This window comes from Burkholderia sp. MR1-5-21 (genome assembly GCF_053427715.1).
On record NZ_JBSAXD010000038.1, the window covers coordinates 1 to 26,324 of the forward strand.

At 70.7% G+C, this 26,324-nt stretch carries 25 protein-coding genes; 11 read left to right on the plus strand and 14 right to left on the minus strand.

Going from position 1 to position 26,324, the window contains the following annotated elements; translation table 11 throughout:
* The first annotated feature begins 229 nt into the window (after positions 1-229).
* Together phbB and ACV229_RS34770 are read left to right on the plus strand one after the other, a co-directional pair.
* Positions 230-973, plus strand: a complete 744-nt coding sequence (gene phbB / locus ACV229_RS34765) for an acetoacetyl-CoA reductase (protein WP_448087603.1) — start codon at positions 230-232, stop codon at positions 971-973.
* 110 nt (positions 974-1,083) lie between these two features.
* Positions 1,084-1,293: a hypothetical protein gene (locus tag ACV229_RS34770; protein WP_448087604.1), complete on the plus strand. Its 210-nt coding sequence runs from the start codon at positions 1,084-1,086 to the stop codon at positions 1,291-1,293.
* A 202-nt stretch (positions 1,294-1,495) separates the two neighbouring features.
* On the opposite strand, the gene ACV229_RS34775 is transcribed toward ACV229_RS34770, so the two are convergent.
* The 10 genes from ACV229_RS34775 to ACV229_RS34820 all read right to left on the minus strand — a co-directional run bounded on the left by ACV229_RS34775 (position 1,496) and on the right by ACV229_RS34820 (position 11,921).
* On the minus strand, positions 1,496-1,768 hold the full coding sequence (locus ACV229_RS34775) for a hypothetical protein (RefSeq protein WP_448087605.1): 273 nt from the start codon (positions 1,766-1,768) through the stop codon (positions 1,496-1,498).
* Between the two features lie 22 nt (positions 1,769-1,790).
* The gene (locus tag ACV229_RS34780) at positions 1,791-2,303 is read right to left on the minus strand and encodes a hotdog family protein (protein ID WP_448087606.1); all 513 of its coding nucleotides are present in this window, start codon (positions 2,301-2,303) and stop codon (positions 1,791-1,793) included.
* A complete protein-coding gene (locus ACV229_RS34785; RefSeq protein ID WP_448087607.1) occupies positions 2,300-3,142 on the minus strand; it encodes a beta-ketoacyl synthase chain length factor in 843 nt (280 codons plus the stop codon). The genes ACV229_RS34780 and ACV229_RS34785 overlap by 4 nt, the downstream gene beginning before the upstream one ends.
* Positions 3,143-3,150: 8 nt before the next feature.
* Positions 3,151-4,362, minus strand: coding sequence for a beta-ketoacyl-[acyl-carrier-protein] synthase family protein (locus tag ACV229_RS34790; protein ID WP_448087608.1), 1,212 nt, complete (start codon positions 4,360-4,362; stop codon positions 3,151-3,153).
* Between the two features lie 64 nt (positions 4,363-4,426).
* Positions 4,427-5,329, minus strand: coding sequence for a polysaccharide deacetylase family protein (locus ACV229_RS34795; RefSeq protein WP_448087609.1), 903 nt, complete (start codon positions 5,327-5,329; stop codon positions 4,427-4,429).
* Positions 5,326-7,785: an MMPL family transporter gene (locus ACV229_RS34800; protein WP_448087610.1), complete on the minus strand. Its 2,460-nt coding sequence runs from the start codon at positions 7,783-7,785 to the stop codon at positions 5,326-5,328. Before ACV229_RS34800 ends, ACV229_RS34795 begins: the two co-directional genes overlap by 4 nt.
* On the minus strand, positions 7,785-8,423 hold the full coding sequence (locus tag ACV229_RS34805) for an outer membrane lipoprotein carrier protein LolA (RefSeq protein ID WP_448087611.1): 639 nt from the start codon (positions 8,421-8,423) through the stop codon (positions 7,785-7,787). Before ACV229_RS34805 ends, ACV229_RS34800 begins: the two co-directional genes overlap by 1 nt.
* A 3-nt stretch (positions 8,424-8,426) precedes the next feature.
* Positions 8,427-9,398, minus strand: a complete 972-nt coding sequence (locus ACV229_RS34810; RefSeq protein ID WP_448087612.1) for an LpxL/LpxP family acyltransferase — start codon at positions 9,396-9,398, stop codon at positions 8,427-8,429.
* Entirely contained in the window at positions 9,395-11,194 is a 1,800-nt protein-coding gene (locus tag ACV229_RS34815; protein WP_448087613.1) for an AMP-binding protein, read from the minus strand. Before ACV229_RS34815 ends, ACV229_RS34810 begins: the two co-directional genes overlap by 4 nt.
* A gap of 64 nt (positions 11,195-11,258) precedes the next feature.
* Complete coding sequence (locus tag ACV229_RS34820) at positions 11,259-11,921, minus strand: hypothetical protein (RefSeq protein ID WP_448087614.1); 663 nt, start codon at positions 11,919-11,921, stop codon at positions 11,259-11,261.
* Positions 11,922-12,501: 580 nt separating this feature from the next.
* On the opposite strand from ACV229_RS34820, the gene ACV229_RS34825 reads away from it, so the two are divergent.
* The 9 genes from ACV229_RS34825 to loiP all read left to right on the plus strand — a co-directional run bounded on the left by ACV229_RS34825 (position 12,502) and on the right by loiP (position 21,236).
* On the plus strand, positions 12,502-12,765 hold the full coding sequence (locus tag ACV229_RS34825) for a phosphopantetheine-binding protein (protein WP_448087615.1): 264 nt from the start codon (positions 12,502-12,504) through the stop codon (positions 12,763-12,765).
* A gap of 137 nt (positions 12,766-12,902) precedes the next feature.
* On the plus strand, positions 12,903-13,619 hold the full coding sequence (gene fabG, locus ACV229_RS34830; protein WP_448087616.1) for a 3-oxoacyl-ACP reductase FabG: 717 nt from the start codon (positions 12,903-12,905) through the stop codon (positions 13,617-13,619).
* A 114-nt stretch (positions 13,620-13,733) separates the two neighbouring features.
* Positions 13,734-15,005, plus strand: a complete 1,272-nt coding sequence (locus ACV229_RS34835) for a chorismate transformation enzyme, FkbO/Hyg5 family (RefSeq protein WP_448087668.1) — start codon at positions 13,734-13,736, stop codon at positions 15,003-15,005.
* A gap of 125 nt (positions 15,006-15,130) precedes the next feature.
* Positions 15,131-15,913 (plus strand): glycosyltransferase family 2 protein, encoded by a 783-nt coding sequence (locus ACV229_RS34840; protein WP_448087617.1) that lies wholly within the window; start codon positions 15,131-15,133, stop codon positions 15,911-15,913.
* A 184-nt stretch (positions 15,914-16,097) separates the two neighbouring features.
* Entirely contained in the window at positions 16,098-16,388 is a 291-nt protein-coding gene (locus tag ACV229_RS34845) for a GYD domain-containing protein (RefSeq protein ID WP_124598079.1), read from the plus strand.
* Between the two features lie 466 nt (positions 16,389-16,854).
* The gene (gene pdhA / locus ACV229_RS34850; protein ID WP_448087618.1) at positions 16,855-17,943 is read left to right on the plus strand and encodes a pyruvate dehydrogenase (acetyl-transferring) E1 component subunit alpha; all 1,089 of its coding nucleotides are present in this window, start codon (positions 16,855-16,857) and stop codon (positions 17,941-17,943) included.
* Complete coding sequence (locus ACV229_RS34855) at positions 17,936-18,916, plus strand: alpha-ketoacid dehydrogenase subunit beta (RefSeq protein WP_448087619.1); 981 nt, start codon at positions 17,936-17,938, stop codon at positions 18,914-18,916. The genes pdhA and ACV229_RS34855 overlap by 8 nt, the downstream gene beginning before the upstream one ends.
* Positions 18,917-18,918: 2 nt before the next feature.
* Positions 18,919-20,052, plus strand: coding sequence for a dihydrolipoamide acetyltransferase family protein (locus tag ACV229_RS34860; protein ID WP_448087620.1), 1,134 nt, complete (start codon positions 18,919-18,921; stop codon positions 20,050-20,052).
* 422 nt (positions 20,053-20,474) lie between these two features.
* A complete protein-coding gene (loiP, locus tag ACV229_RS34865) occupies positions 20,475-21,236 on the plus strand; it encodes a metalloprotease LoiP (protein WP_448087621.1) in 762 nt (253 codons plus the stop codon).
* Between the two features lie 223 nt (positions 21,237-21,459).
* On the opposite strand, the gene ACV229_RS34870 is transcribed toward loiP, so the two are convergent.
* Genes ACV229_RS34870 through ACV229_RS34885 form a run of 4 tightly spaced genes read right to left on the minus strand, consistent with a single transcriptional unit; the run spans position 21,460 to position 26,205 of the window.
* Positions 21,460-23,166, minus strand: coding sequence for a lactate permease LctP family transporter (locus ACV229_RS34870; RefSeq protein WP_448087622.1), 1,707 nt, complete (start codon positions 23,164-23,166; stop codon positions 21,460-21,462).
* A 50-nt stretch (positions 23,167-23,216) separates the two neighbouring features.
* Positions 23,217-24,662, minus strand: coding sequence for a LutB/LldF family L-lactate oxidation iron-sulfur protein (locus ACV229_RS34875; RefSeq protein WP_448087623.1), 1,446 nt, complete (start codon positions 24,660-24,662; stop codon positions 23,217-23,219).
* Positions 24,659-25,399 (minus strand): LutC/YkgG family protein, encoded by a 741-nt coding sequence (locus tag ACV229_RS34880; protein WP_448087624.1) that lies wholly within the window; start codon positions 25,397-25,399, stop codon positions 24,659-24,661. The genes ACV229_RS34875 and ACV229_RS34880 overlap by 4 nt, the downstream gene beginning before the upstream one ends.
* On the minus strand, positions 25,396-26,205 hold the full coding sequence (locus tag ACV229_RS34885) for a (Fe-S)-binding protein (protein WP_448087625.1): 810 nt from the start codon (positions 26,203-26,205) through the stop codon (positions 25,396-25,398). Before ACV229_RS34885 ends, ACV229_RS34880 begins: the two co-directional genes overlap by 4 nt.
* Between the last annotated feature and the right edge of the window lie 119 nt (positions 26,206-26,324).

Sequence of the window (26,324 nt, forward strand, 5' to 3'; positions counted from 1 at the left end):
GACTGAAGGTTTGAACCCCACGGCGCGCGGGCAGGCAGTCGCCCGTCCGCGCGCCAGACGTTTTTCGCGCTGGACAAGCCGTACACAACAAGTCGCGCGAGTGTGCGATGCGCGTGCCGCGCCGGTTGGCCAGACCAGGCCGGCAGCGCATTGAAGCGGTGTGCACGGCGGCGTGTGCCACGTTGCCGCGCCACATCATCGATTACTTCAATTGTCTGTAACTCATAGGATGACTAAGCGAATTGCAGTTGTGACAGGTGGAATGGGCGGCCTCGGCGAGGCAATCAGCATCAAGTTGCACGATGCGGGCTACCAGGTGGTCGTCACGTATTCGCCGAACAACACTGGCGCTGACCGCTGGTTGACCGAGATGCATGCCGCGGGCCGCGAGTTCCGCGCCTATCCGGTGGATGTGGCCGACCACGACTCGTGCCAGCAATGCGTGGAGAAGATCGTGCAGGACGTCGGCCCGATCGACGTGCTGGTGAACAATGCGGGCATCACGCGCGACATGACGTTCCGCAAGCTCGACAAGGTCAACTGGGACGCGGTGATCCGCACCAACCTCGACTCCGTGTTCAACATGACCAAGCCGGTTTGCGAAGGGATGGTCGAGCGCGGCTGGGGCCGGATCGTCAACATCTCGTCGGTGAACGGCTCGAAGGGCTCGGTCGGCCAGACCAACTACGCGGCCGCGAAGGCCGGCATGCACGGCTTCACGAAGTCGCTCGCGCTCGAAGTCGCGCGCAAGGGCGTCACGGTGAACACGGTGTCGCCGGGCTACCTCGCGACGAAGATGGTGACGGCGATCCCGCAGGAAGTCCTCGACACGAAGATCCTGCCGCAAATCCCGGCCGGCCGGCTCGGCAAGCCCGAGGAAGTCGCGGGCCTCGTCGCGTACCTGTGCTCGGAAGAGGCGGGCTTCGTGACGGGCTCCAACATCGCGATCAACGGCGGCCAGCACATGCATTGACGCGCGGCGGCCCGGGCGGCATTCGCGCGCGCCCGGGCCGTGCTCCCGCAGTATCCCGCGCCGGGGCAGCGTGCACGCGCGTTGCGCCGGCCGCGCATTCCGGAGGCGGCATGGGTGATACCTGGATGGGACTCGCGATCGGCGGATCGGCGCTGGGCGTCGCACTGACGATGACGATCGTGCTCCATTGGCTCGAGCGGCGCCGTGCGCGCCTGCTGCGGGACTTCGATCATCGCGACTGCTGGCTCGCGGCATACGGCAAGCGCGCCGCGAGCGGCGCGGTGCGGCGGGACCGGCGCGCGCGAGGCGGCCGGCGATGACGGTTGCCGCGTCGCGGCAGGGCGGCGCGGCGGAGTGACCGGAGTGACGATCAGCGGAAGCCGCGTACGGCATCCCGCTTTCGCCCGCCTCGTCGTCGTTCGTCGACGCTGACGCCGACGCCGACGCCGATGCGCGGTCGGGCGTGCGCGACACCGCTCACGAGCGCAGGAACGTCCCGCACACGCAGTCCGTCGCCCGTAATCAATCGCTCTTGCTGTCCTTGTGGAACACCCGCTTGGTCGTGCGCTTGGTGGCGTCCCAGCCTTCGCGCGACGCATGCGCGACGCCGTGGCCGACCGTCTTCGCGGCGCTGGCGGTGGCATGGCCGAAGCTGCGCGCAGCTTCGCCGGTCTTGTGCGCGGCTTCCTTCGAATCGCGCTTGATGTCCTGCTTCACTTCGGACATGTCCGCGTGCGCGATCGGGCTGATCAGCGCAAGAATGAACGCGGTGCAAATGAACTGACGACCTTTCACGACCTGATTCCCATAACAGTATTCAACGAGGATCCGCACGGCCGGCAGGCGGCGGACGAAGCGCGCCGGCCGCCGATGCGTCGAGCATCACCGCGGCGCGGCCGGTCAGCAGCACGCGCTCGCCGCAGCGGAGCGTGAAGCCGTACAGCACGGAGTTGCCGTCGCCGCTCAGGCGTTCGGCTTCGACGGTCAGCGGCAGGTCCGGCATATCGCTCGCGTCGAGACGATCGACGAACGCGTCGACGCTGCGCACGCTCGCGAGATAGCCGACGCGCGGGCGGTCCTGCGGCGCGCCGAGCAGCGCGCCATGCACGGCCATTGCCTGCGCCGCGTATTCGATTCCGCAGACCGACGCAAGCCGGCCCTGCGAGCGCAGCGGATTGTGCGGATCGCGGTGGCTCGTCGCCGTGCAGCGGATCCGCACAGCGTCCCACGTGTCGACCGTATCGAGCACGCACATTGCGCCGCCGTGCGGAATGTGCGCGGCGATCCATGCGTGGTCGAGCGGCGGCGCGAGGGTGCCCGTGGCCGTCATCGCGCGTGCTCCGCGACGGGTTCCGCGATGTGTTCCGCCATTGCGACGTCGACCTGCACCCGCGTATCCGCCAGATAGTCGAGCACGACGCTGGCCGAACGTCGCGCAGCGAGCGCGTCGAGCAGCGGCAGCGCGCGCGCGGCCGGATTGCCGACGCGCAACGCTTCGAGTTCGGGCGACGCGAGCGTCGTTGCGGGGGCGTCGGTGAGCTGCACGTCGATGCGTGCGAGCGACGACGTGCGCGAATCCGGCCCAAGCACCGGCGCGAGCACGATCGCGACGCCGAACGCGTCGACGATCGGCCGCGCCGCGTGCAGCGGTTCAGGATAGTCGGTGTCGTAGGCGATCAGCAGGCTCGGCACGCGATCGACCGCGACCTGGCACAGGCTTTCGAGCAGACCCGCGGCAAAGCTGCCGTCGTGCGCGCACAGCACGTTCGACGTCGCCATCGCGCGGGTCGCGATGCTCCAGTAGCCGGCCGGCGCGTTGTGCACGGAATTGTGGAAGCGCGTCGGCGACAGGTGCCGATCGTCGCTCGCGAGGGTTTCGCAGATCGCGTGGCAGTTGTGGCCGTCGCCGCCGGATGCGCTGAACACGGTTGCGAGCGTCGCCGCATCGCGCCCGCTCGCGGCCACTGCCTCGTGGCCGGCCGCGAGCGCGACGCGCACGACCGGGCCCGTGCGGCGCCGCTCGGCCGACGGCAGGCCGACGGGCGGCGGCAGCACGGTGCGCGCGTGCGCATAGGCCGTGCGGCCCGCGAGCACGTCGGCCGCGTCGGGCCAGTCGCTCAATCCCGGCCCGATCAGGCCGATGCTTTCGATGTAGGCAGTGAGTCTCATGGCGTCGGTCAGCGGTGCGCGCGGTCGGCGCGGCCGAAAATCAGGCTGCAATTCGTGCCGCCGAAGCCGAACGAATTGGTGAGGACGGTGCGCACGCGGGCATCGCGGCTCGCGAGCACGTAGTCGAGCGCGAGCGCCGGATCGGGATGCGTGGTGTTGACGCCGGCCGGCACGAACTGCTCGCGCAGCGCGAGTGCGGCGACGACCGCCTCGAGCGCGCCCGCGGCGCCGAGCGTGTGCCCGGTCGCGCCCTTCGTCGAGCTGCACGGCGTGCGGTCGAACAGCGCGTCGACCGCGCGGCTCTCGGCCGCGTCGTTGCTCGGCGTCGCGGTGCCGTGCAGGTTGAGGTAGTCGATGTCGCCCGCGCCGAGGCCGGCCGAGGCGAGCGCCTGCTCGATCGCGACGCGCGCGCCGAGCCCTTCAGGATGCGGCGACGACATGTGATGCGCGTCGCTCGATTCGCCGAGGCCGAGCAGCAGGATCGCGTCGTCGTCGAGCGCGGCGGGCGATGCGGGCGCGCGCTCGACAAGCGCGAACGCCGCGGCCTCGCCGATCGAGATGCCGTCGCGCGCGACATCGAACGGCCGGCACGGCCGGCGCGACAGCAGTTCGAGCGAGTTGAAGCCGTACAGCGTCGTCAGGCACAGCGAATCGACGCCGCCGACGACGGCTGCGTCGATCAGGCCCGCCTCGATCATGCGGCGCGCGGAGCCGAACACCTTCGCGCCGGACGAGCACGCGGACGAGATCGCCATCGCCGGGCCGCGCAGCGCGAAATACGCGCGCACGAACGCGGCCGGCGAATACGGGTTGTGCGTGTGCGCGTAGCGGAAGTTGGCAGGCAGCGCGCCGCTGTCCGGATCGCGGCGCTGGTAGGCGCGCTCGGTCTCGAGGATGCCGGCCGTGCTCGTGCCGATGAACACGCCGACGCGCGCCGCGCCGTAGCGGGACACGGCCGCCGCGACGCGCTCGCCGAAGCCGTCCTGCATGAGGCCGAGCTGCGCGAGGCGGTTGTTGCGGCATTCGAAATCGGCGAGGTCGGTGCGCACGGGCTGCGCGTCGACGCCATGCACGGCGCCGATCCACGTATCGAGGTCCGCGCGCTCGAAGTCGCACGGCGCGAGGCCGCCGCGGGCATTGCGCAGCGCGTCGAGCGTCGCGTCGAGGCCGCGGCCGATGCAGCTGGTGGCGGTGAAGTGCGAGATCAGCAGTGGTTTCACGAGGGTCGAATCCGGTGGCCGGAGCGGGCGCCGCAGCGGAGCTGGACGGGCGCGCCGATCGTGCTCAAATTTTATCAAACGGGTGATCCTGGACGGCCGGCTGGCCGACCGGCGCCCCGGGCGGCTCTGGCGCGAGCGCGGCGCGCAGCGTGGTCCAGCGCAGTTGCGCGTCGGCGGCCGCGCGCAACACCGCCGGCAGCACGTCGAGCACGACCGGCTCGCCGCGCGCATCGCGCGCCGCATGGCCGTCGTGGACGAGCAGGATGTCGCGCGGCGCGAGCCCCTGCAGCAGGCGGCGCGCGACCGTGCCCGCGTCGCGCGCACGCGTGTCGAAACCGCGCCGCGTCCAGGTCGCGAGCTGCAGGCCGAGTTCGCACAGCACCGGTTCGAGAAACGGATTGCGCAGGCCCGCGGGCGCGCGGAAGAACAGCGGACGCGTGCCGCTGATCTCGGTCAGCGTCTGCTGCGCGGCCGCGATCTCGCGCCGCAATGCGGCGGGCCCCGACAGCGAGAACGTATGCCGGTGCCGCTGGCTGTGGTTCTCGACCGCATGGCCGCGCGCGACGATCGCTTCGATCCACTGCGGGTGTCGGCGCGCGAGGTCGCCGATGCAGAAGAACGTCGCGTGCGCGTCGTACCGATCGAGCAGGTCGAGCACGCGCGGCGTGACGTCAGGATCCGGGCCGTCGTCGATCGTCAGCGCGATCCGGCGGCCCGCGCCGGCCGGCAGGCGGGTCCAGTTCGGGCCGAGCAGCGCGCTCTTCGGCCACAGGCCCGCCGCCGTCAGCGCGAGATGCGACGCGATCACGCCGCCGACGGCCCACGGCCACGCGGCCGGCTGCGCGACGACGGCGGCGGCCGCGCCCGCGTGCAGCGCGGCTGCGCCCGCGATCAGCGGCGTCGGCTTCCAGCGGCGCGCGTCGCCAGGTTGCCGCTGCGGCGGCGGAACGGATGACGGTGCGTTCATGCGTGGCCTCCGTGCGGACGATCGCCGGGCGCTGCGGCGGCCTGCGGGGCGAGGATCGCCGCGAACGCGAGTGCGAGGATCGCGCCCGGGCCGACGGTCAGCCCGAAGGTTTCGAGGAGCGGCACGCGCGACAGCGCGAGCAGGCCGAAACCGGCGACCGTCGCGAGGTTCGCGATCAGCAGCGACACGAGCGTGTACGGTGTGACGGACTGCGCGTCGCCGCGCTTGCAGAAGAACAGCGCATAGTTCGAGCCGACCGCGACGATCAGCAGCATCCCGACCAGGTGCAGGATCGTCAGCTCCACGCCGGCGAGCGCGAAGCCCGCGGCGACGACCAGCACGGCCGCGACGAGCGGCGCGAGCGCGCGCACGACGCGGCGCGGCGAGCGCAGCGCGATCAGCAGCAGCACGGCGATCGCCGCGAAGCCCGCGAGCGACAGCCGGATGTCTTCGTGCACATAGTTCACGTAAAGGCGGTCGGCCTCGGCCTTCATGTCGACGAAGAGGGCGTCGGGCACGCCCGCGCGTGCGACGGCGGTGCGGATCGGCGCCGCGTCGAGCCCCTTCGCGGGCTGCGCGGCGTCCGGCGCACGCAGCGCCAGCATCGCGCTCCAGCGGCCCGCGCGCTCGGTCAGCAGCGCATCGACGGCGAGTGCCATCGACGTGCCGCGCAGGTCCGCGCGCGTCAGCAGCGGCGCGTGGCGCGCGGTGTCGACATCGGCGATGAACGGCGCGAACAGGTCGGGCTTCACCGCGATCGGCTGGTTCGCGACGGCGTTGCGCATCCGCGCGGCGAGCACGTCCGCGTCCGGCAGGCTCGCCTGCCGCGCGCGTTGCGCGGCATCGCTCGGCAGGAAGCGTGCGGGGCTGTCGAAGCCCGCGAGCGCACCGCTGTCGACGAGCGGCTGCAGTTGCGCGGCGACTTTCTCCGCGCCTTCGAGCGCCGCCTGCTCGGTCGCTGCGGAAATCACGACGAGGTAGCGCACGTCGGGCGCACCGACGTCGGCGCGCAGCCGCGCGTCGAGCGCCTGCGCGCGCGCCGGCACCGGGCTCAGCGCGGCGAGCTCGCGGCTCCACAAGCCGTCGGCGTGCAGCGCGAGCGTCGCGCACGCGGCGGCCACGAGCGCCGCCAGCGGCCAGCGCAGCCGCGGCGCGGCGCCCGCCGCACGCGCGAGCACCGCGCCGATGCGCGACACGTCGCGGATCGCGACATGGTCGCCGCGCAGATGCGGCAGCACGAAGCGCGTGACAAGCGCGGCAGCCGTCAGCCCGGCGATCGAATACAGCCCGAGTTGCACGAGGCCCGGGAATCCGGAGAACAGCATCGACGCGAAACCGCACACGGACGTCAGCACGCCGAGGCGGATCGTCGGCCAGTACGCGGCGACCCACGCGCGCGTCGCATCGGCCGGGCGCGCGGCGCCGCGCGGGCCGGCCTGCGCCGATTGCACGAACAGGTAGATCGAGTAGTCGACCGCTTCACCGATCAGCGTCGTGCCAAAGCCGAGCGTCAGGCCGTGAACCGTGCCGAACGCGACGCTGACCGCCGCGATCCCGGCCGCGACGCCCGACAGCACCGGCAACAGCCCGAGCGCGAGCGTGCGCGGCGAGCGGTACAGCGTCAGCAGCAGCGCGACGATCAGCACGACGCTCGCCGTCGACAGCCGCTCGACGTCGTGCCGGATCGTGTCGCGTGTGTCGACCGAGAACACGCCGGGGCCCGTCATGGCGAGCGAGTACGCGGCCGCGTTCGGCACCGCGTGCGTCGCGGCGGCGAACGCGCTGCGCACCGCGTCGATCGCGCGCGCCTGTGCGTCGGTGTCGGAGCCGGCGGCGGCCGTCTGCGCGACGAGCACCGCGCGCGCGCCGTCGCGCGATGCCCACACGCCGTCGCGCACCGCCGGTTGCGCGCTGCTGTCGAGCTGGCCGACGAGCGCGGAGACTTCGCCCGTCGGGTCGCGCGGCAGCATCGCCTTCGCGACGAGGCCCGCGGACGAGCCCAGCAGATCGAGGCTGTCGCCGAGCGCGCCGTGCAGGCCGTCGGCGGTGAAGCGCTGCGGCGTCACGGCCGGGCTCAGCAGGTAGCGGTGGTCGAACACGAACTGCTGGTCGCGCGCATCGTTGGCGGCTTCGCCGTTGTTGACCGCCGCGAACTGCGGGTCCGCACGCAGCGTGCCGGCGATGCGCCGCGACAGCGCCGCGCGCGTCGCCGCATCGCCGCCGTCGATCGCGACGAGGATCAGCCGCGACACGAGGCCGTCGCGTAGCTGGTCGACGAGCACGCGCTGCCCGGCGCTCGGCGAGCGCGGCAGGAACGCGGACAGGTCGGCCGTGAAACTCGCGCGGCCGATCGCGAACCCGCACGCGAGCAGGCCGAGCAGCCACACGAGCACCGCGCGCCGCTGCAACACGTGCAGGCCGCGGGCGACGGGCGCGGGCCGGGTGCGTTCGTCCATCAGTTCGCCGGAACGGGTTGCAGCCGCATCAGCGAATGGTCGCCGTCGGCCTGGCGGATCGCGACGCTGCGCAATACGTCGCGCGTGCCGTCGAGGGTGATCGTGCTGACCACTTTCAGCATCCGCGTGTCGAGCGGCGTGAGCGTCAGCGTCCAGTCGTCGCCGCGCCCCGTCAGCGCGACCTTGTACACCTGTTCCAGCGCGAAGCGGTTGCCGGCGAGCGTCGCGCGGATACTGTCGATGAACGCGCCGAGTTCCGGATAGCGGGCGAGCGCGAGCGTGTATTTGCGGTTGTTGCGCTCGACGGTCAGCATGTCGCCGTCGACGACGAGATGTTCGGGCTTCGGGCTCAGCGTGTGCTTCTCGAGATGATCGGGCGCGACGAACACGAGCTCGCCGGACGATTCGAGCGGCTGCGCGGCGATCGACAGGTACTTCGTCTCGGTGAACGTCGCGCGCCCGGACTTGTGCTGCGCGAGCGTCGCCATCAGCGTGTCGAGGTTCCAGGTCGAACCCGTGTCGGCCGCGTGCGCGGGCGCGGCCAGCGCGACCGTGGCGGCGGCAGCGGCAATCGCGAGCGTGCGGACGGCGCGGCGCAGCGCGAGCGGGAAATGACGAAGGGGGCGAAGGGCGGTCATGCGTCAGAGGTCCCTCGTGGCGGACAGGTCGGCGCACGCGGGCGCATCGGCGCGGCGCGCGGCGGCGGCCTCGCCGCCCTGCCAGAAATCGAAATAGTTGAACCAGTTGTACGGCGCCGCGCGGCAGTACTTGTCGAGCAGCGCGACGTAGCGCGCGAGCGCGGCGTCGACGGCCGCCGCGCGGGCATCGCGCCGCACGTCGGAGAAGTCGGCGAGCGGCTCGAAGTGCACATCGTAGCGGTTGCCGTCGCGATAGAGGCCCGTCATGAAGATCACCGGGCGCCGCAGCATCGCGGCCATGTACAGCGGCCCGAGCGGGAACGCGGCGTGCGCGCCGAGAAACGGCAGCCGCCGCAGCGACGCGGCCGCGTCGTCGAGCAGCGTGCGGTCGGCGAGCATGCCGACCATGCAGTTCGCGTCGAGGCGCTCGCGCACCTTCAGCATCGAGTCGACCTGCCCGAGGCCGATCACTTCCGGCTTCGCGGCGGGATTCACGGCGGCAAGCGTCGCGTTGATCTTGCGCGCGTTCTCTTCATACATCGTGACGACAACGCGCAGGTCCGGCTGCGTGCGGCCGAGCGCGCGCACGACCTCGAAGCTGCCGAGGTGCGCCCCCATCAGGAAAGCGCCGCGGCCGCCGGCAAGCGCGTCGTCGACGAGCGTCTCGCCGTGCAGGCGGATGTCGAACAGGTCGAAGCGTTCGTTCATCAGGTAGATGCGGTCGTGGATCGTCGCCGCGAACGTGAACACGTGCCGGTACACGTCGCGCCACCGCGCGGGGCGGCCGAGCACGCGGCCCAGGTAGTCGCGCGACGCGGCGCACGCGGCCGGCGAGAACAGCACGAAATACGCGGCGACGAGATGCAGCACGGCGCGCGCGCGCCGCCGCCCGAAGCGCAGCGAGATCCACGTCATCGCGCGCAGCAACCCGGCGTTGCTGCGTTCCTGGCGTTTGGCCCATGCGGTGCGCTTCATGGCTGCACGGCATCCTGCGCGGCCGGCGGCGCGGACAGCACGCCGGTCGCGACGTCGCGGCGGCCGGCGCGCACCGTGAAGCGGATCGCGCCGCTCGCCGCCGCATCGAGTGCGAGATCGAGCGGCTCGCCGGGCGCGACCGGGCTCAGGAATTTCGCGGAGCCGAGCCGCCACGCGTGCAGCGGGCGGTTCAGCGCCGCGCCGATCGCGTTGATCGCATGGTCGAGCAGCACGACGCCGGGCACGATCGGATGGCCGGGGAAGTGGCCGGGCAGCGCCGGGTGATCGGCGGGGATCGTGAACGCGAGCGTGCCGGGATCGCCGGCATCGCGGCCGGACGCCGGCGGCGCGATGGCAGCGGCGGCAGTAACGGCGGTATCGGTGGCATGGGCGGCCGCAGCCTCGCGCGCGTGCTGCGCGACGAGCGCGGCGAGCACGTCGCGCGGCAGCTTGCCGGTTTCATTGCGCGGCAGCGCGTCCACGAACACGAGCGGGCGCGGGATGAACGCCGGATCGATCCGCTCGCGCAGCGCGCGCTGCAGGTCCGCCGCCGCGAGCGTCGGCGCGACGACGAGCGCGACGAGGCGCGTGACCGGTTCGAAGCCTGCCGAGTCGAACGCCGGCGCGGTGTCGTCGGGCATGAAGAACACGCCGTCCGCGACACCGGGAATCGCGTTGAGCTGATGGTTCAGGTACGCGAGCGACGTGCGCTTGCCGGCGATGTTGATGAGGTCCGCCTTGCGGCCGTGCAGCAGGAAGCGGCCGTCGCCGAGCAGCTCGAGCGCGTCGCCCATCGGTACGGGCGTCTCGACGTGTCCGCCGGACACCCAGACCGTCGGCCCGCTGTCGTCATCGGCGGGGTTGTCGCGGTCGTCGCGTGCATCGAGGCGGATCTCCGGAAACAGTTCCCACGTCGCGCCCTGCGACGTGCGGCGCGTCGCGATCTGGCCGGTCTCGGTGCTGCCGTAGATCTCGACGAGCGGCGCGCCGAGCGCGGCCTCCGCTTCGCATGCGAGCTTTTCCGCGAGCGGCGCGGTTGCCGACAGCACGAGCGCCGCGCGCGGCAGCGCGTGACCGGCAGACAGCAGCGCGCGCAGGTGGATCGGCGACGTGACGAGCACGCGCGGCTCCGGGACGGCCGCCAGTTCGTCGCGGATGTCGCTCGGGTAGAACGGCTGGCGGTTGCTGAACGCGAGCCCGCCGATCAGCGCGAGCAGCACGGTCGACTCGAAGCCGTACATGTGCTGCGCGGGCACCGTGCCGATCAGCGTGAGCGCACGGCCGTCGAGCAGCCCGAGGCGGTCGGCCGCCGCGCGCACGCAGCCGACCAGGAAGCCCCAGGTCTTGCGGTGCGGCACGGGCGCGCCGGTCGAGCCGGACGTGAACACGTAGGCCATGATCCGCGCCGCGTCGATTTGCGGCACCACGAACGGCGCGTCGTCCGAATCATCGCCGGGCCCGGCGTCCGGATACGCGAAGCGCGGCAGGTCGATCGCGCAGTCGGGCGCATCGTGCAGGCAGAACGCGTCGGGGGCGAACGTCGCGAGCTGGCGGACCATTTCAGGCGTGTGCGTCGACGGCAGCAGGCTGACCTTGCCGGCGACGAGCGCCGCGCACAGGCTGACGGTGAAGCGGTAGCGGTCGCGGCACACGTTGAACACGTGGCCGCCCGCGGGCAGCGCGGCGGCGACGCGGGCGACGTCGGCGAGAAACGCACGCACGGTGACGGGCGTGCCGTCACGCCAGGCGATCGTCTGGTCCGGCGACGAATGGAATACCAGCGGGTAAGTCGGCATAAATCGGCAAAAACGTAAACGGAAGCCGGCGCGGCCGCGATGCGGCGCCGCGCCGGCCGTGAATTCATTGTGAGGCCTGCGAGGCTTGTGGGGCCTGTGTTGTCGCGCGGTACGCACGCACCGCGTCGACCATGCGCGACCGCGGTTCGTGCGGCAGCGCGAAGCGCCGGCACGCATGCTCGGCGGCGAACATCACGCCGACGAGCGGCAGCGACAGGTAGTTCGCGAACGTCGACCATGCGACGATCGACGCGGTCGCGAACATCAGCGTCGACACGGCGGCGATCGCGACGAAGAACAGCGTCCATGCGACCGTGATCTGCCGCGTGTAGCGCGCGACGGCCGGCGTGACGGTGCCGTGGATCATCGCCGCGAAGCGCGTGCACAGCGGCACCTGGCCCGCCGCGAGCGTGCGGCCGAACAGCAGCGCCATCGCGAGGTTGAAGCTCAGGTGCTCCAGATACAGGCCCCATTCGAAATGCTGCGCGAGCGGCGCGCGCGCGGCCCACAGCGCCGCGGCGGCAAGCGCCCACGCGGGGACGAGCCAGCCGCGCCGCGGCGAGCGCAGCGCCGCGCCGAGCGCGAGCAACAGCGGCGGCACGAGCGCCATCGCGAGCCCGAAGCCGTGCGCGCCGGGCGTCGCGGCCGCGTAATGCGCGCCGGCCTGGTAGGCGACCACCGCGCCGAGCGCGGCGGCGCCGCGCGCGATGTGCTGCGGCGCGCTCATCGGCAGCCTCCGGGCGCCCGGCGCAGCCGGCCGTCACGCGTGGCGGCCGCATCGCGGCAGCGGACGGGCGGGCGGACCGGAACGGGAAAAACGGGCTGGCGCGGCATGGCTGGATACGTGGAAGCGAGTCGTGGGGCCCGACGCGGTCGTCGGGCTGTCAATCATCAGATGAATGGCGGCCGGAACGCACGTCCGGGCCGGCTTTCGTGCACGCACATTTTAGGGCCCCGGCCGCGGGTGTTCCGGACAGGCGGCGGCGGGTTTTGTAACCGATTGTATGGTGCCGCACACACGGTTCCACGGGGCCGATTCATAGCCATCCAAAGCGGCTCAAGCGTCTCGTGCGTTCGCGTCCCAAAATGGGCGCCGCCGCGTGCCCTGACGTCTGTAACCCTTTCGCGGTATACGTCCCGATACCCATCGTCTAGAATCCGCGTAACTTTTACCAAACGATCCCCAAATAACGCGGGCGGGGTAGCCGGAAGACGCCGGAGGGACGGAAGAATTTGCATGCGCCGCGCGTGCGCGTGACTGCCGTTTCCGGGCGCCTCCCGATGCCGTGAGGTGCCTGCTTGCAAGCATGATGAACGCACTGGAACAAGAGCTCGCCACCCTGATCGTCGGCGAACTGAATCTCGAAGACGTCCCGCTCGACACAGTGACCGCCGAGACGCCGCTGTATGGGGAAGGTTTCGGGCTCGACTCCATCGACATCCTCGAAATCGCGCTGCTGATCTCGAAGAAGTACGGCTTCGAGCTGCGCTCGGACAACCCCGACAACCAGAAGATCTTTGCGACGCTCGGCGCGCTTGCCGCCTACGTCGCCGCGCATCGCGCGAAGTGACGGCGTCGCGCGCGGACGCGGTCCGGCACGCACGGCGCGCCGGCGCGGCACGCGCCCGATGACGACGGCGCACGGCGGCGGTCGCGTTTTCGCCGACGCATCGATCAATGTGGAACGCGCATGGAGGGAGCTATTCGATGCGAGCGCTCGTGACGGGCGGCAGCGGTGCACTCGGGCAGGCGATCTGCGCGGCACTGGCGCAGGCCGGCCATGAAGTGTGGGTGCACGCGAACCGCCATCTCGCGCAGGCGGAGGCGGTCGCGCAGCGGATCGTCGCGGCAGGCGGCACCGCGCACGCGATCGCGTTCGACGTGACCGACGCCGACATGACGGGCGCAGCGCTGGCGCGGCTCGTCGACGACGCACCGGTGCAGATTCTCGTCAACAACGCGGGCATTCACGACGACGCGCCGATGGCCGGCATGTCGCGGCAGCAATGGCACAGCGTGATCGACGTGACGCTCAACGGCTTCTTCAATGTCACGCAGCCGCTGTTGCTGCCGATGATCCGCACGCGCCGCGGGCGGATCGTCAACATCGCGTCGGTCGCGGGCGTGACCGGCAACCGCGGGCAGGTCAACTACGCGGCCGCGAAAGCGGGGCTGATCGGCGCGACGAAGTCGCTGTCGCTGGAGCTCGCGTCGCGCGGCATCACCGTGAATGCGGTCGCGCCGGGCATCATCGAATCGCCGATGGCCGAGCACGTGTTTCCCGCCGATCGCATCAAGCAGCTCGTGCCCGCGCAGCGCGCAGGCCGTCCCGACGAAGTCGCGGGGATGGTCGCGTATCTGGTGTCCGATGCGGCGGCCTATGTGACGGGGCAGGTGCTGTCCGTCAACGGCGGGCTCGCATGACGGCGCGCATGTCGGCGACAGCCGATCGCACCGCGACGTCGTCGAACTTCGCGGCATCCTGAGGAAATCGAAGTGTCTGTGCATCCTGTCGACGCCGAACGGCGCCCGTCATCCATGTCGTCCGCGCCGGAACCGGTCATGCCCGAGTCGGGGGCAAGCGCGCCTGCTGCATCCGGAATGACCGCATCCCGATCGATCCCCCCTGAATCGGCCGCGCCGCTCACGAACGGCGGCCACCGTGCGCTCGGGCTCGTCCAGATGAGCGCTGCGCGGCTCGGCGCATGGCTGCGCGATGCCGATGCGCACGGCGACGCATTCGCGCGCGAATTTCCGGGCGCATTGGGCGCCGTGTGCATCGGCGCGGCCGCTGCCGATGCGCTCGCACAGGCGCTGGCCGACGCCGTGCCCGATCTGCCGCTCGCACCGGTGCAGATGACGCTGCTCGCGCCCGGCGCCGCGCCTGTCGCGCGCGATGACGCCGCCGTCTGCGAAATCTGGCACTGCGACGCGCGCGACCTGCGCAGCGTGCGCCGTGGCCCGCTGCACTACCGCTACAGCGAAGCGGCGGGGCTCGTGTTCGGCAGCATCGTCGTGCAGGAGACGGCCGACGCGCACCCGGACGGCGGCGGTACGCCGCTCGAGCGCGCGACGCACGACGCGTACCACGCGCTGTTCGACGTGCTCGACACGCTCGGGATGCCGCATCCGCTGCGGATCTGGAACACCGTGCCCGCGATCAACGCGGAGCAGTTCGGCATCGAGCGTTATCGTCAGTTCAATATCGGCCGCCAGCGCGCGTTCGACGCGTGCCGCCGCGCGCTGACGGGCGGCGTGCCGGCCGCGTGCGCGCTCGGCTCGGTCGCGCCTGTCGCGGGCGACGGCCCGCCGGGCGCGCCGCTCGCGATCCATTTCCTCGCGAGCCGCACGCCGGCCGATCCGGTCGAGAATCCGCGCCAGGTCAGCGCGTATCACTATCCGGCGCAATACGGCCCGCGCGCGCCGACGTTCGCGCGCGCGGCGGTCTGGACGGACGCCGCCGCCGCGCCGGTGCTGTTCGTGTCGGGAACCGCGAGCATCGTCGGGCACCGCACCGTGCACCCCGGCGACGTCGTCGCGCAAACGCGCGAGACGATCGCGAATATCGCCGCCGTGCTCGAGCAGGCCGCGCGGCAAGGGCACGACCCGTTTACGCTCGCCGACCTGACCTACCGCGTCTACGTGCGCGACGCCGCCGACGTCGACAATGCGGCCGCGATCGATCGCGTGCTGCGCGATGCGGCCGGCGCCGACGTGCGGCCGCTGTTCGTGCAGGCGGACGTCTGCCGCGCCGACCTGCTGGTCGAAATCGAGGCAAGCGCGGGCCACGCGGTGGAGCGGCTGTCGTGAAGCGCGAGGGCCTGACGATCCGCGAACCGTCGCCGCGCACGGGCGGCATCGACGAAGCATGCCGCCGGTCGCCGGCAGGTCATAAACTTTTGTCAGGATCACCGTCTCCGCAATCGGCCGTTCCCATGTCCACGCCTCGCGCCTCGTCCACCCATCTCGTGCTGATTCCGAGCTACAACCCGGGCTGCAAGGTCGATGCGACCGTGCGCAGCGCGCGTGCGCAGTGGAATCCGGTGTGGGTCGTCGTCGACGGCAGCACCGATGGCAGCACCGAGCGCCTGCAGGCGATGGCCAAGGGCGACCCCGGGCTGCGCGTGATCGTGCTGCCCGAAAACCGCGGCAAGGGCGCCGCCGTGCTCGCGGGGCTCGACGAGGCCGCCGCGTGCGGTTTCACGCACGTGCTGACGATGGATTCCGACGGCCAGCATCCGGCCAACCTGATTCCTGCGTTCATGGCCAGGTCGCAGGCGGCGCCCGACGCGATGGTGCTCGGTCTGCCGAAGTTCGACGCGGACGCGCCGCAGTTGCGCGTGCAGGGGCGGCGGCTGTCGAACGTCTGGGCCGACGTCGAGACACTGTGGGCCGGCATCGGCGATTCGCTGTACGGCTTTCGCGTGTATCCGGTCGCGCCGCTCGCCGCGATCATGCATCGCCAGCTCTGGATGCGCGGCTTCGACTTCGATCCGGAGGCCGCCGTGCGGCTGTGCTGGGCCGGCGTGCGCCCGATCCGCATCGAAGCGCCCGTGCGCTACTTCGGCGCGAACGAGGGCGGCGTGTCGCACTTCCATTACGGCCGCGACAACGCGCTGCTCACGTGGATGCATCTGCGGCTCGTCGCCGGCTTCGTGGTGCGGCTGCCGATGCTGGTCGCGCGGCGGCTGACCCGGCGCGGCGGGCAGACGGCCTGACGGGCAGACGAGCAGACGGCCTGACCTTCACCGCAGTTGATCCAGATCGTCTTTCCCCCGCATTTCCGATGCCTAGAATCCAGTTGCGCGCGACGCGGCTGCGGCGATGCCGTCGCAATGGCGCGTGCGCAACCGCCCGCGCGCAGGCAATCCCGACAACGTTCATTCGTCAGGGGGAATCGTCATGGCGACTTATGTGGTTCTCGCGAACTTCACGGACCAGGGCATCCGCACGATCAAGAGCACCCGCCAGCGCGCGGGGCAGGTTGCGGAAATGGCCCGGACTTTCGGCTGTGAAATGAAGGAGGTGTTCTGGACGCTCGGCGCATTCGATATCGTCACGATCATCGACGCGCCGGACGAGCAGAGTCTCACCGCCTTCGGCTTCGCGCTCGGCTCGGCCGGCAATGTCCGCACGCAGACGCTGCGCGCGTTCACGAGCGCCGAGGTCGGAGAAATCATCGCGAAGATGTAGCGCGCGAGCGGCGATCCTGCGCGCATGCCCGTTCCGCTCGCCGACGCACGCGTGCGTCGATGCGGCAGGCGATTTCGCGACATGCGCGCTCTTTTCCTTTCTTCCGGCGCCGCGCGTCGCGGCGTGTCGTCGTCGCGGGAGCCCGGCATCCGTCACGATACGCATCGCGTGCGTACAGTCCCGACTTGCTTTCACCCGATTACTGACTAAGGTTGAATGACGGTCAAAGGGCCGGAAGGGGTGACAGCCCGCGTCGCGCATGGGACGTGTCGCAGACCGGATGTCGCATCGCGCATTCCGCATGTGCGGGCGACACGTTTGTCCTGATCCCCGCAACGGCGGCGCGCCCGCCGGCGACGCGATCCGTCGCCGGAGCGGATGCGTGCGCCTCGGCGGCATCACTTCACCGAGCCGCGCCGCATCGACGGACGCCCCGTCAGGCTTCGCACCCTCGCGGAGGCGAGTCATGAGCACGGTCGCGCGTTTTCATGTCGACTACACGCAGTATCTGGGGCCAGACGGCAAGCCGGTGCAGCCGTTGCCCGAATTCGCGCAGGATCCCGCGGCGCTGCTGCCGCTCTATCGCGCAATGGTGCTGACGCGCGCGTTCGACGCGAAGGCCGTCGCGCTGCAGCGCACCGGCAAGCTCGGCACGTTCGCGTCGTCGGTCGGGCAGGAGGCGATCGGCGTCGGCGTCGCGAGCGCGATGCAGACGGACGACGTGCTGTTTCCGTCGTACCGCGACCATGCGGCACAACTGCTGCGCGGCGTCACGATGGCAGAGAGCCTGCTGTACTGGGGCGGCGACGAGCGCGGCAGCGATTTCCAGGTCGCGCGCCACGACTTCCCGAACTGCGTGCCGATCGGCACCCAGGTGTGCCACGCGGCCGGCGCCGCCTATGCGTTCATGCTGCGCCGCGAGCCGCGCGTCGCGGTGACGATCTTCGGCGACGGCGGCACGTCGAAGGGCGACTTCTACGAAGCGATGAACATCGCGGGCGCCTGGCAGGCGCCGCTCGTGCTCGTCGTCAACGACAACCAGTGGGCGATTTCGGTGCCGCGCACGCGGCAGACCGCCGCGCAGACGCTCGCGCAGAAGGCGATCGCGGCGGGCATCGACGGCCGGCAGGTCGACGGCAACGACGTGATCGCGGTGCGCCAGGTGATGCTCGAGGCGCTCGACAAGGCGCGCCGCGGCGGCGGCCCGACGCTCGTCGAGGCGCTCAGCTACCGGCTCGGCGATCACACGACTGCCGACGACGCGACGCGCTATCGCGATGCCGACACTGTCGCGCAGCAATGGGAGCGCGAACCGCTGATCCGGCTGCGCACCTATCTGACGCAGATGAAAGTGTGGGACAAGGAGCAGGACACAGCCCTCGGCAAGGTGTGCTACGCGCAGGTCGAGGCGGCCGTGCAGGAATACCTGGCGGTCGCGCCGCCCGATACGTCGGCGATGTTCGACCATCTGTACGCGACGCTGCCGCAGGCGCTGCGCGAACAGCTCGATACGGCGCTCGCGTTCGCGCCCGTCGCGGGGAACCATCATGGCTGACCTGAACCTGGTCGAAGCGGTCAATCGCGCGCTCGCGTTCGAGCTCGCGAACGATCCGTCGGTCGTCCTGCTTGGCGAGGATATCGGCGTCAACGGCGGCGTGTTCCGCGCGACCGTCGACCTGCAGTCGCGCTTCGGCGCGGAGCGCGTGATCGACACGCCGCTGGCGGAAGCGGGCATCGCGGGCACCGCGATCGGGATGGCCGCGATGGGGCTGCGGCCCGTCGCCGAGATCCAGTTCACGGGCTTCATCTATCCGGTCATCGACCACGTGCTCAATCACGCGGCGCGGCTGCGGCACCGCACGCGCGGCCGGCTGTCGTGCCCGCTCGTGATCCGCTCGCCGTGCGGCGGCGGGATCCACGCGCCCGAGCATCACTCCGAAAGCCCCGAGGCGCTGTTCGCGCATATTCCCGGGCTGCGCGTCGTGATGCCGTCGTCGCCCGCGCGCGCGTACGGGCTGCTGCTCGCCGCGATCCGCGATCCGGACCCGGTGATCTTCCTCGAGCCGACGCGCCTGTACCGGCTGTTCCGGCAGCCGGTCGAGGACGACGGCGAAGCGCTGCCGCTCGACACCTGCTTCACGTTGCGCGACGGCGGCGATGTCACGCTCGTGAGCTGGGGCGCGGCGCTGCAGGAAGTGCAGGCGGCCGCCGACCGCCTCGCGCAGGACGGCGTGATGGCCGACGTGATCGACGTGGCGACGCTGAAGCCGCTCGACACCGACACGATCCTCGCGTCGGTCGCGAAGACGGGCCGCTGCGTGATCGTGCACGAGGCGCCGCGCACCGCGGGCCTCGGCGCGGAAATCGCCGCGACCATCGCCGAGCGCGGGCTGTACTCGCTGCTCGCGCCGGTGCAGCGCGTGACGGGCTACGACGTCGTCGTGCCGCTGTTCCGGCTTGAAAACCAATACCTGCCGAGCGTGGAGCGGATCGTCAGCGCGGTCAGGAAGACGCTGGAGGCGTCGTGACCATGAAGATCTTCAAACTGCCGGATCTCGGCGAAGGGCTGCAGGAAGCGGAAATCGTCGAATGGCACGTGAAGACGGGCGACACGGTCGATACCGACCAGCCGCTGCTGTCGGTCGAGACCGCGAAGGCGATCGTCGACATCCCGTCGCCGCAGGCGGGCCGCATCACGAAGCTGTTCGGACAGGCGGGCGACCTCGTGCATCTCGGCGCGCCGCTCGTCGCGTTCGAAGGCGAGGGCGGCGACGCGGACGCGGGCACCGTCGTCGGCAAGGTCGAAGTCGGCGCGCAGGTCGTGCACGAAGCGCCGGCGGTGCTCGGTGGCGGGGTGGGCGGCGGCATCGGCGGCATCGGTGGCGCGGGCGGGATCAAGGCGATGCCCGCGGTGCGCGCGCTCGCGCGCAAGCTCGACGTCGATCTCGCGATGGTCACGCCGTCGGGCGCGGACGGCGTGATTACCGCGGCGGACGTGCAGCGCGTCGCGAAGGTGCTGGCCGAGGTCGGGCCGCCGGAAGTGCTGCGCGGCGTGCGGCGCGCGATGGCGCAGAACATGGCGCGCGCGCAGAGCGAGGTCGCGGCGGCGACGGTGATCGACGACGCCGACATCCACGCATGGGCGCCGCACACCGACGTGACGATCCGGCTGATCCGCGCGCTCGTCGCCGGCTGCCGCGCGGAGCCGGGGCTCAACGCGTGGTACGAGGGGCACACGGGGCGGCGGCACGTGCTCGCGAAGATCGACGTCGGCATCGCGGTCGACCTGCCCGAAGGGCTGTTCGTGCCGGTGCTGCGCGATGTTGCGCATCGCGACGCCGCGGATCTGCGCGCCGGGCTCGACCGGATGCGCGACGACATCCGCGCGCGCAAGATTCCGCCGGAAGAGATGCGCGGCAACACGATCACGCTGTCGAACTTCGGGATGATCGCCGGCAAGTACGCGGCGCCCGTCGTCGTGCCGCCGACGGTCGCGATCCTCGGCGCGGGGCGCATCCACGACGGCGTCGTGCCGGTCGCCGGCGTGGCCGCCGTGCACCGGATCCTGCCGCTCAGCCTGACGTTCGACCATCGCGTCGTCACGGGCGGCGAGGCCGCGCGGTTTCTCGCGGCGGCAATGGCGGATCTTCAGGCGGCGGAGTAGGTGCGCGCTTCAGGACATTCGAATGCGGTGTCAATCGTAGCGTCAATCACGACGTCAATCACCGCGGCATGTGCGCGGTATTCGCGGCGACGTGTTTTCAATCTGTAACGGTGTTGTGTGCCCGGCGATCGAATGCAGTCCCGGGCGATACAAGTTGCACGAACGCCAGTAACCGGCACCGGTCCGCATCCGTTTCCAGACGGGCAATGCGCGCCCGCGCATGCACGAATTCGCCCGCGTTGACATGTCTCATCTTTCTGACGATCGCATCCCGACAGTGATTGGATGCATTTTTGTTTTCAATTCAGCCATTAATTTAATCGGGTTAAGTAATCGATGTGTCATGCAATGTAAATGGCTGGTAATTTTCCGCCGACTTATGCAAAATCGCCGCTCCAATTAGAACCACCGAGGGGTCACAAATGCATTTGAAGAAAGCGGTTGCAGCATGTGGTGTCGCGTTCCTGCTGAGCGCGTGCGGCGGGGTGCAGAGCCTCGACGCGAACAGCCTGACGTCGGCGGGCTCGAGCCTGATGAAGGCGGCGACGCTGTCGGACAGCGACATCGTCACGCTGTCGAACGACTCGTGCAAGGCGAGCGATGCCCAATCGAAGATCGCGCCGGCGAACAGCGCGTACTCGAAGCGCCTGACGAAGGTGATGAAGGGCTTCGGCGACCTGACGCTGAACGGCCAGAAGGTCAACTACAAGGTCTACGTGACCAAGGACGTCAACGCGTGGGCGATGGGTAACGGCTGCGTGCGCGTGTACAGCGGCCTGATGGACATGATGAACGACGACGAGCTGCGCGGCGTGATCGGCCACGAGATGGGCCACGTCGCACTCGGCCACTCGAAGAAGGCGATGCAGACCGCGTACGCGGTGAGCGCGGCACGCACCGCGGCCGGCGCGGCGTCGCCGGGTGTTGCGGCGCTGACGAACTCGCAGCTCGGCGACATCACCGAGAAGTTCATCAACGCGCAGTTCTCGCAAACGCAGGAAAGCGCGGCGGACGACTACTCGTTCGACCTGCTCAAGCAGAAGGGCATGAACCAGAAGGGCCTCGTGACCGCGTTCCAGAAGCTCGCGCAGCTGGACGGCGGCCAGAGCTCGATGATGAGCTCGCACCCGTCGTCGGCGAGCCGCGCGCAGCACATCCAGGATCGCATCGCCAAGGGGAGCTGATGCAGCGGACGCAGCTGATCGAGTCGGTGGCGGCTTTCAGCCGACCGTAACGACAACGCGCCGGCTGCACCGGCGCGTCAGGCTGCATACGAACCCCACGTTCTCCGGAGCGTGGGGTTTTATTTTTTTCGGGCGCCGGCGGGAACGACGCATCGAACGCATGGATGCAGACGCGCGAGCCGATTTGCGCGCCGTCGTGGCGCGCGATCGGCATGCGCGCCGCTTACGGCACCATCCCCGGCAGCACGTACGCCTGCGCGAGCGTGATCAGCCCGACGATCACCGCGAACAGCACGCTGTGCCGGACCGTGAAGCGGAACAGCTCCGACTCCTTGCCGACCAGGCCCGTTGCCGCGCAGGCGACCGCGATCGACTGCGGCGAGATCATCTTCGCGGTCACGCCGCCGGTCGTGTTCGCCGCGACGACGAGCGTCTCGGGCAAGCCGAGCTGGTGCGCGGTCGCCTGCTGCAGCGAGCAGAAGAGCGCGTTCGACGACGTATCGGAGCCGGTCAGGAACACGCCGAGCCAGCCGAGGAACGGCGAGAAGAACGGGAACGCGGCGCCGGTGCCGGCGAGCAGCAGCGCGAGCGTCGACGACATCCCCGAGTAGTTCGCGACGAACGCGAACGCGAGCACGAAGCCGATCGACAGGATCGGGCGCGTGAGTTCCTTCAGCGTTTCGCCGAACGTGACGAGCGCATCGCGCGGCTTCATCCGCAGCAGCAGCATCGAGATCAGCGCGGTCACGAGGATCGCGCTGCCGACGGCCGAGATCAGGTCGATCTTCAGCACCGCGTCGAGCGCCTTCGGCGTCGCGACGATCGGCGCGGTCTTCACGACGAGCTGGTCGAGCGCCGGCACGTTGAACTTCAGCACGGTCGCGGCGAGTGCGCCGTGCGGGCCGAACAGCGCCTTGAACGGCGCGAGGCTCCAGACGGTGACGACGCCCGTCAGGATCAGGAACGGCGACCATGCGCGCACCGTCTGCGCGAGCGTGTACGGCGACGCCTGGCGGCTCGCCGACGGGCCGCTGCCGAAGCCGCCGCCGAAGCCCGCGAGCGCCGCGGCGCCGCCGCCCGACGCGACCGTGCCGCGGGCCTTCTCCTTCGCGCTGCTCGGCTGCCAGACCTTCAGGAACGCGGCGAGCGTGACGAGGCTGACGAGCGACGACGTGATGTCCGGCAGCTCGGGCCCGATGTGGTTCGACGTGAAGTACTGGGTGATCGCGAAGCTGCCGCCGGCGACGAGCGCGGCCGGCCACGTCTGCCGCACGCCGCGCAGCCCGTCCATCATGAACACGAGCCAGAACGGCACGGCGAGTGACAGCAGCGGCAGCTGGCGGCCCGCCATCGCGCCGATGTGGAACGCGTCGATGCCGGTGACCTGCCCCGCGACGATAATCGGGATGCCCATCGCGCCGAACGCGACCGGCGCCGTGTTCGCGATCAGGCACAGCCCGGCCGCGTGCAGCGGCCGGAAGCCGAGGCCGACGAGCAGCGCCGCGGTGATCGCGACCGGCGCGCCGAAGCCCGCCGCGCCTTCGAGGAACGCGCCGAACGAGAAGCCGATCAGCAGCATCTGCAGCCGCTGGTCGTCGGTGATCGACAGCACCGACGCGCGGATGATGTCGAACTGCCCGGTCTTCACGACGATCTTGTACAGGAACACCGCGGCGACGATGATCCACGCGATCGGCCAGATGCCGTACGCGAAGCCGAAGCCGGCTGCCGCGAGTGCCTGCGGCACCGGCATCCGGTACGCGAGGATCGCGACGCCGAGCGACAGCAGCAGCGTGATCGCGGCGGCGATATGCCCCTTCAGCCGCAAGCCGGCGAGCGCGACGAAAAAGAAGATGATCGGGATCGCGGCGACGAACGCCGACAGCCCGAGGCTGCCGAGCGGGGTGTAGATCTGATGCCAGGCCTGCATGGTTGTCTCCTCCATATGTGTCTATCGGTACAGGTCAAAAAGCGGGGGCGCTATTCGGGCTGGCCGCGTGCGCGCAGCAGGTCGGCGAGGCTGCGCGGCGCCGGCTCGAGCGGCGTGCGGTGCTGTGTCCAGCCCATCTGCTGCGCGGGCGCGAGCGCACGCAGGCGCGTCGCGGCCCAGCGGAACGCGCGGTACGCGCGCGGGTGCGCGAACGCGCCGGACCAGAAGCGCCACGCGAGGTCTTCCGCGCGGTTGTAGTTCGCGCCCTGGCCGCGCAGCGGATGTGCGACCGGCTCGTCGGGCTTGCGGTTCGCCTCGGTGCGCAGCCGCACCAGCAGCTGCGGGATCGGAATGCGCACCGGACAGACTTCGCCGCACGCGCCGCACAGCGTCGACGCGGTCGGCAGGTCGGCGGTCGCGTCGAGGCCGAGCAGGTGCGGCGAGATGATCTTGCCGATCGGCCCCGGATACGTCGTTCCGTACGCGTGGCCGCCGATCCGCGTGTAGACGGGGCAATGGTTCATGCACGCGCCGCAGCGGATGCATTGCAGCGTCGCGCGCAATTGCTCGTCCGCGTATGCCTGCGTGCGGCCGTTGTCGAGCAGCACGAGATGCAGGTCGCGCGGACCGTCGCGCTCGCCGTCGCGGCGCGGGCCCGAGATCAGGTTGAAGTAGGTCGTGATCGCCTGGCCGGTGGCCGAGCGCGTCAAGAGGCTCGACAGCGGCACGATGTGCTCGAGCTTCGCGACGACCTTTTCGATGCCCATGATCGCGATGTGCGTGTCGGGCACCGTCGTCGACAGGCGGCCGTTGCCCTCGTTCTCGACGAGCCATAGCGTGCCCGTGTCGGCTGCCGCGAAGTTCACGCCCGACAGGCCGATGTCCGCGTCGACGAACGCCTGGCGCAGCGCGCGCCGGCCCGTCTGGATCAGCGCGTCGACGTCTTCCGTGTACTGCGCGCCCGGGATGTGCGCTTCGAACAGTTCGGCGATGTCGCCGCGCGTCTTGTGGATCGCCGGCATCACGATGTGCGACGGCTTCTCGCCGGCGAGCTGGACGATGTACTCGCCCATGTCGGACTCGATGCAGTCGACGCCGCGCTCGGCGAGGTAATGGTTCAGCTCGATTTCCTCGCTCGCCATCGACTTGCCCTTGATCACGCGGCGCGCCTTCTTCGCGTGCGCGATGCCGAGCACGATCTTGTTCGCGTCGTCGGCGGTTTCTGCCCAGTGCACGTGCACACCGGCTTCGGTCAGCTTCGCGTCGAGCTGCTCGAGCAGCGCGGGCAGCCGCGCGAGCGCGTGCTGCCGCACCGCTTCGCCGAGATCGCGCAGCTGCTGCAGCTCGGCGTCGTCGGGGAACTGGACCGCGCGCTTGTGTTGCAGGAAGTCCATCGCGCCGCGAAAGCTCCGGCGCAGCTTCGGATCGTCGAGCGCGGCGTGCGCACGCGCCTTGAAGTCGCCGGTGGCGACGAAATGCACGGTCTGTTCGCTCATCGCGTCGTTACCTCTGCGTCGGTGTGTTCCGTGACGATCACGACCCACAGGCGGCGCGGGCCGTGCGCGCCGTAGGCGAGCGTCTGCTGGATGTCGGAGGTTTTCGACGGCCCCGACACCAGCACGAGGTTGGTCGGCATGCCCGCGTGCCAGCGCTCCGCGTGAACGGCCGCGTGCAGGTCCGCGTGCAGCGTGTCGGCGTGGACGAGCGCGACATGCAGCGGCGGCACCAGCGACACGGTGCGCGGCGTGCCGGCGTCGGGCGCGAGCACGAGCGTGCCGGTCGCCGCGATGCCCGAACGCGCGATCGTGAAGCCCGCGTCGATCGTGTCGAACAGCTCGGCCTTCCACGCGTCGATCGGCCGGTCGAACGGCACCGTCGCGACGGCGTCGGGCAGCGCGCGGGCGAGCGCCGCGGATTCGGCGCGGGCCGGATCGAGCAGCAGCCGGCGTACGCCTGCCGCCGCGAGCCGCTTGGCGAGCTGCGCGGGCCACGACGCGGCATCCGCGCACCAGACGTCCGCGTGCGATGCGGCGAGCGCGGCCTGCATCGCCAGTGCGAGCGTGTGCGGGTTGGCCGTAGTCGTGTCGCGCCGCGCCGCGTAGTGCGTGTCGATGCGTGCGTCGAGCGCGTGCAGTGCGGACAACGCGCCGGCCGGCGGGGTGCCGTGCGTGCCGAGTGTGTCGGCCGGCGTGGCGGCGCGCAGCCGCGCGAGGATCGAGGCGCGTGCGCTCATTGTTCGTCTCCGCGCAACGACGCGGCGCCGGCGGTGCGGCGCCACAGGAAGCTCGCCAGATGCTCGACCGGCAGCGGTGCGCCGGCCTTCGCCGCCGCGTGCCCGATGTTCAGCAGGCAGCCGCAGTCGGCCGACACGAGCCGGTCGCAGCCGGTCGCGCAGGCCGACGCGACCTTGTCGCGCACCATCGCGCCTGAGATGTCGGGATGCTTCAGCGAGAACGTGCCGCCGAAGCCGCAGCATTCGGATTCGCGTTCGTGTTCGATGCGGGTCACGCCGGGCAGCGCGTCGACGAGCGCGACGCCGTGCGCGCGCGTGCCCATTTCGCGGCGCGCGGCGCACGACGTGTGCAGGACCACGCGCTCGTCCGGCTGCATGACGGTAGCGGGGGCAGCGACGGCATCGAGCCGCGCGCCGAGCACGTGGACGAGGAATTCGGCGAGTTCGTACACGCGTTCGGCGATCGCGCCGGCCTTCGGGCCGTTGACGGGATCGTCGGCGAACAGCGCCGGCCAATGGTGCCGCATCATCCCGGCGCACGACCCGGACGGGACGATCACGGGCCACGGTTCGGCGAACAGGTCGAGCTGCGCGGCCGCGACGCGGCGCGCTTCGTCGGGATTGCCGCTGCTGTACGCCGGCTGGCCGCAGCAGCTCTGGCCGCGAGGATAGTGGACGGTCAGACCCTCGCGCTCCAGGAGCCGCACCGCGTCGAGCCCGGCTTCGGGGACGAACAGGTCGACCAGGCAGGTCGCGAACAGATAGACGTCCGCGGGCGCGGCCGGAGGGTACTGCCTTTCGTTCATGTCTCGCTCCAGGGGGACGGCGCCCGGCACGCGGGACGGCGATTTCGCTGCATAATTCCCGCGACGGCGCCGCAGCTCAAATTGGTTGGGCCAATCGGCGCCCGGGGGCGGCGCAAGGC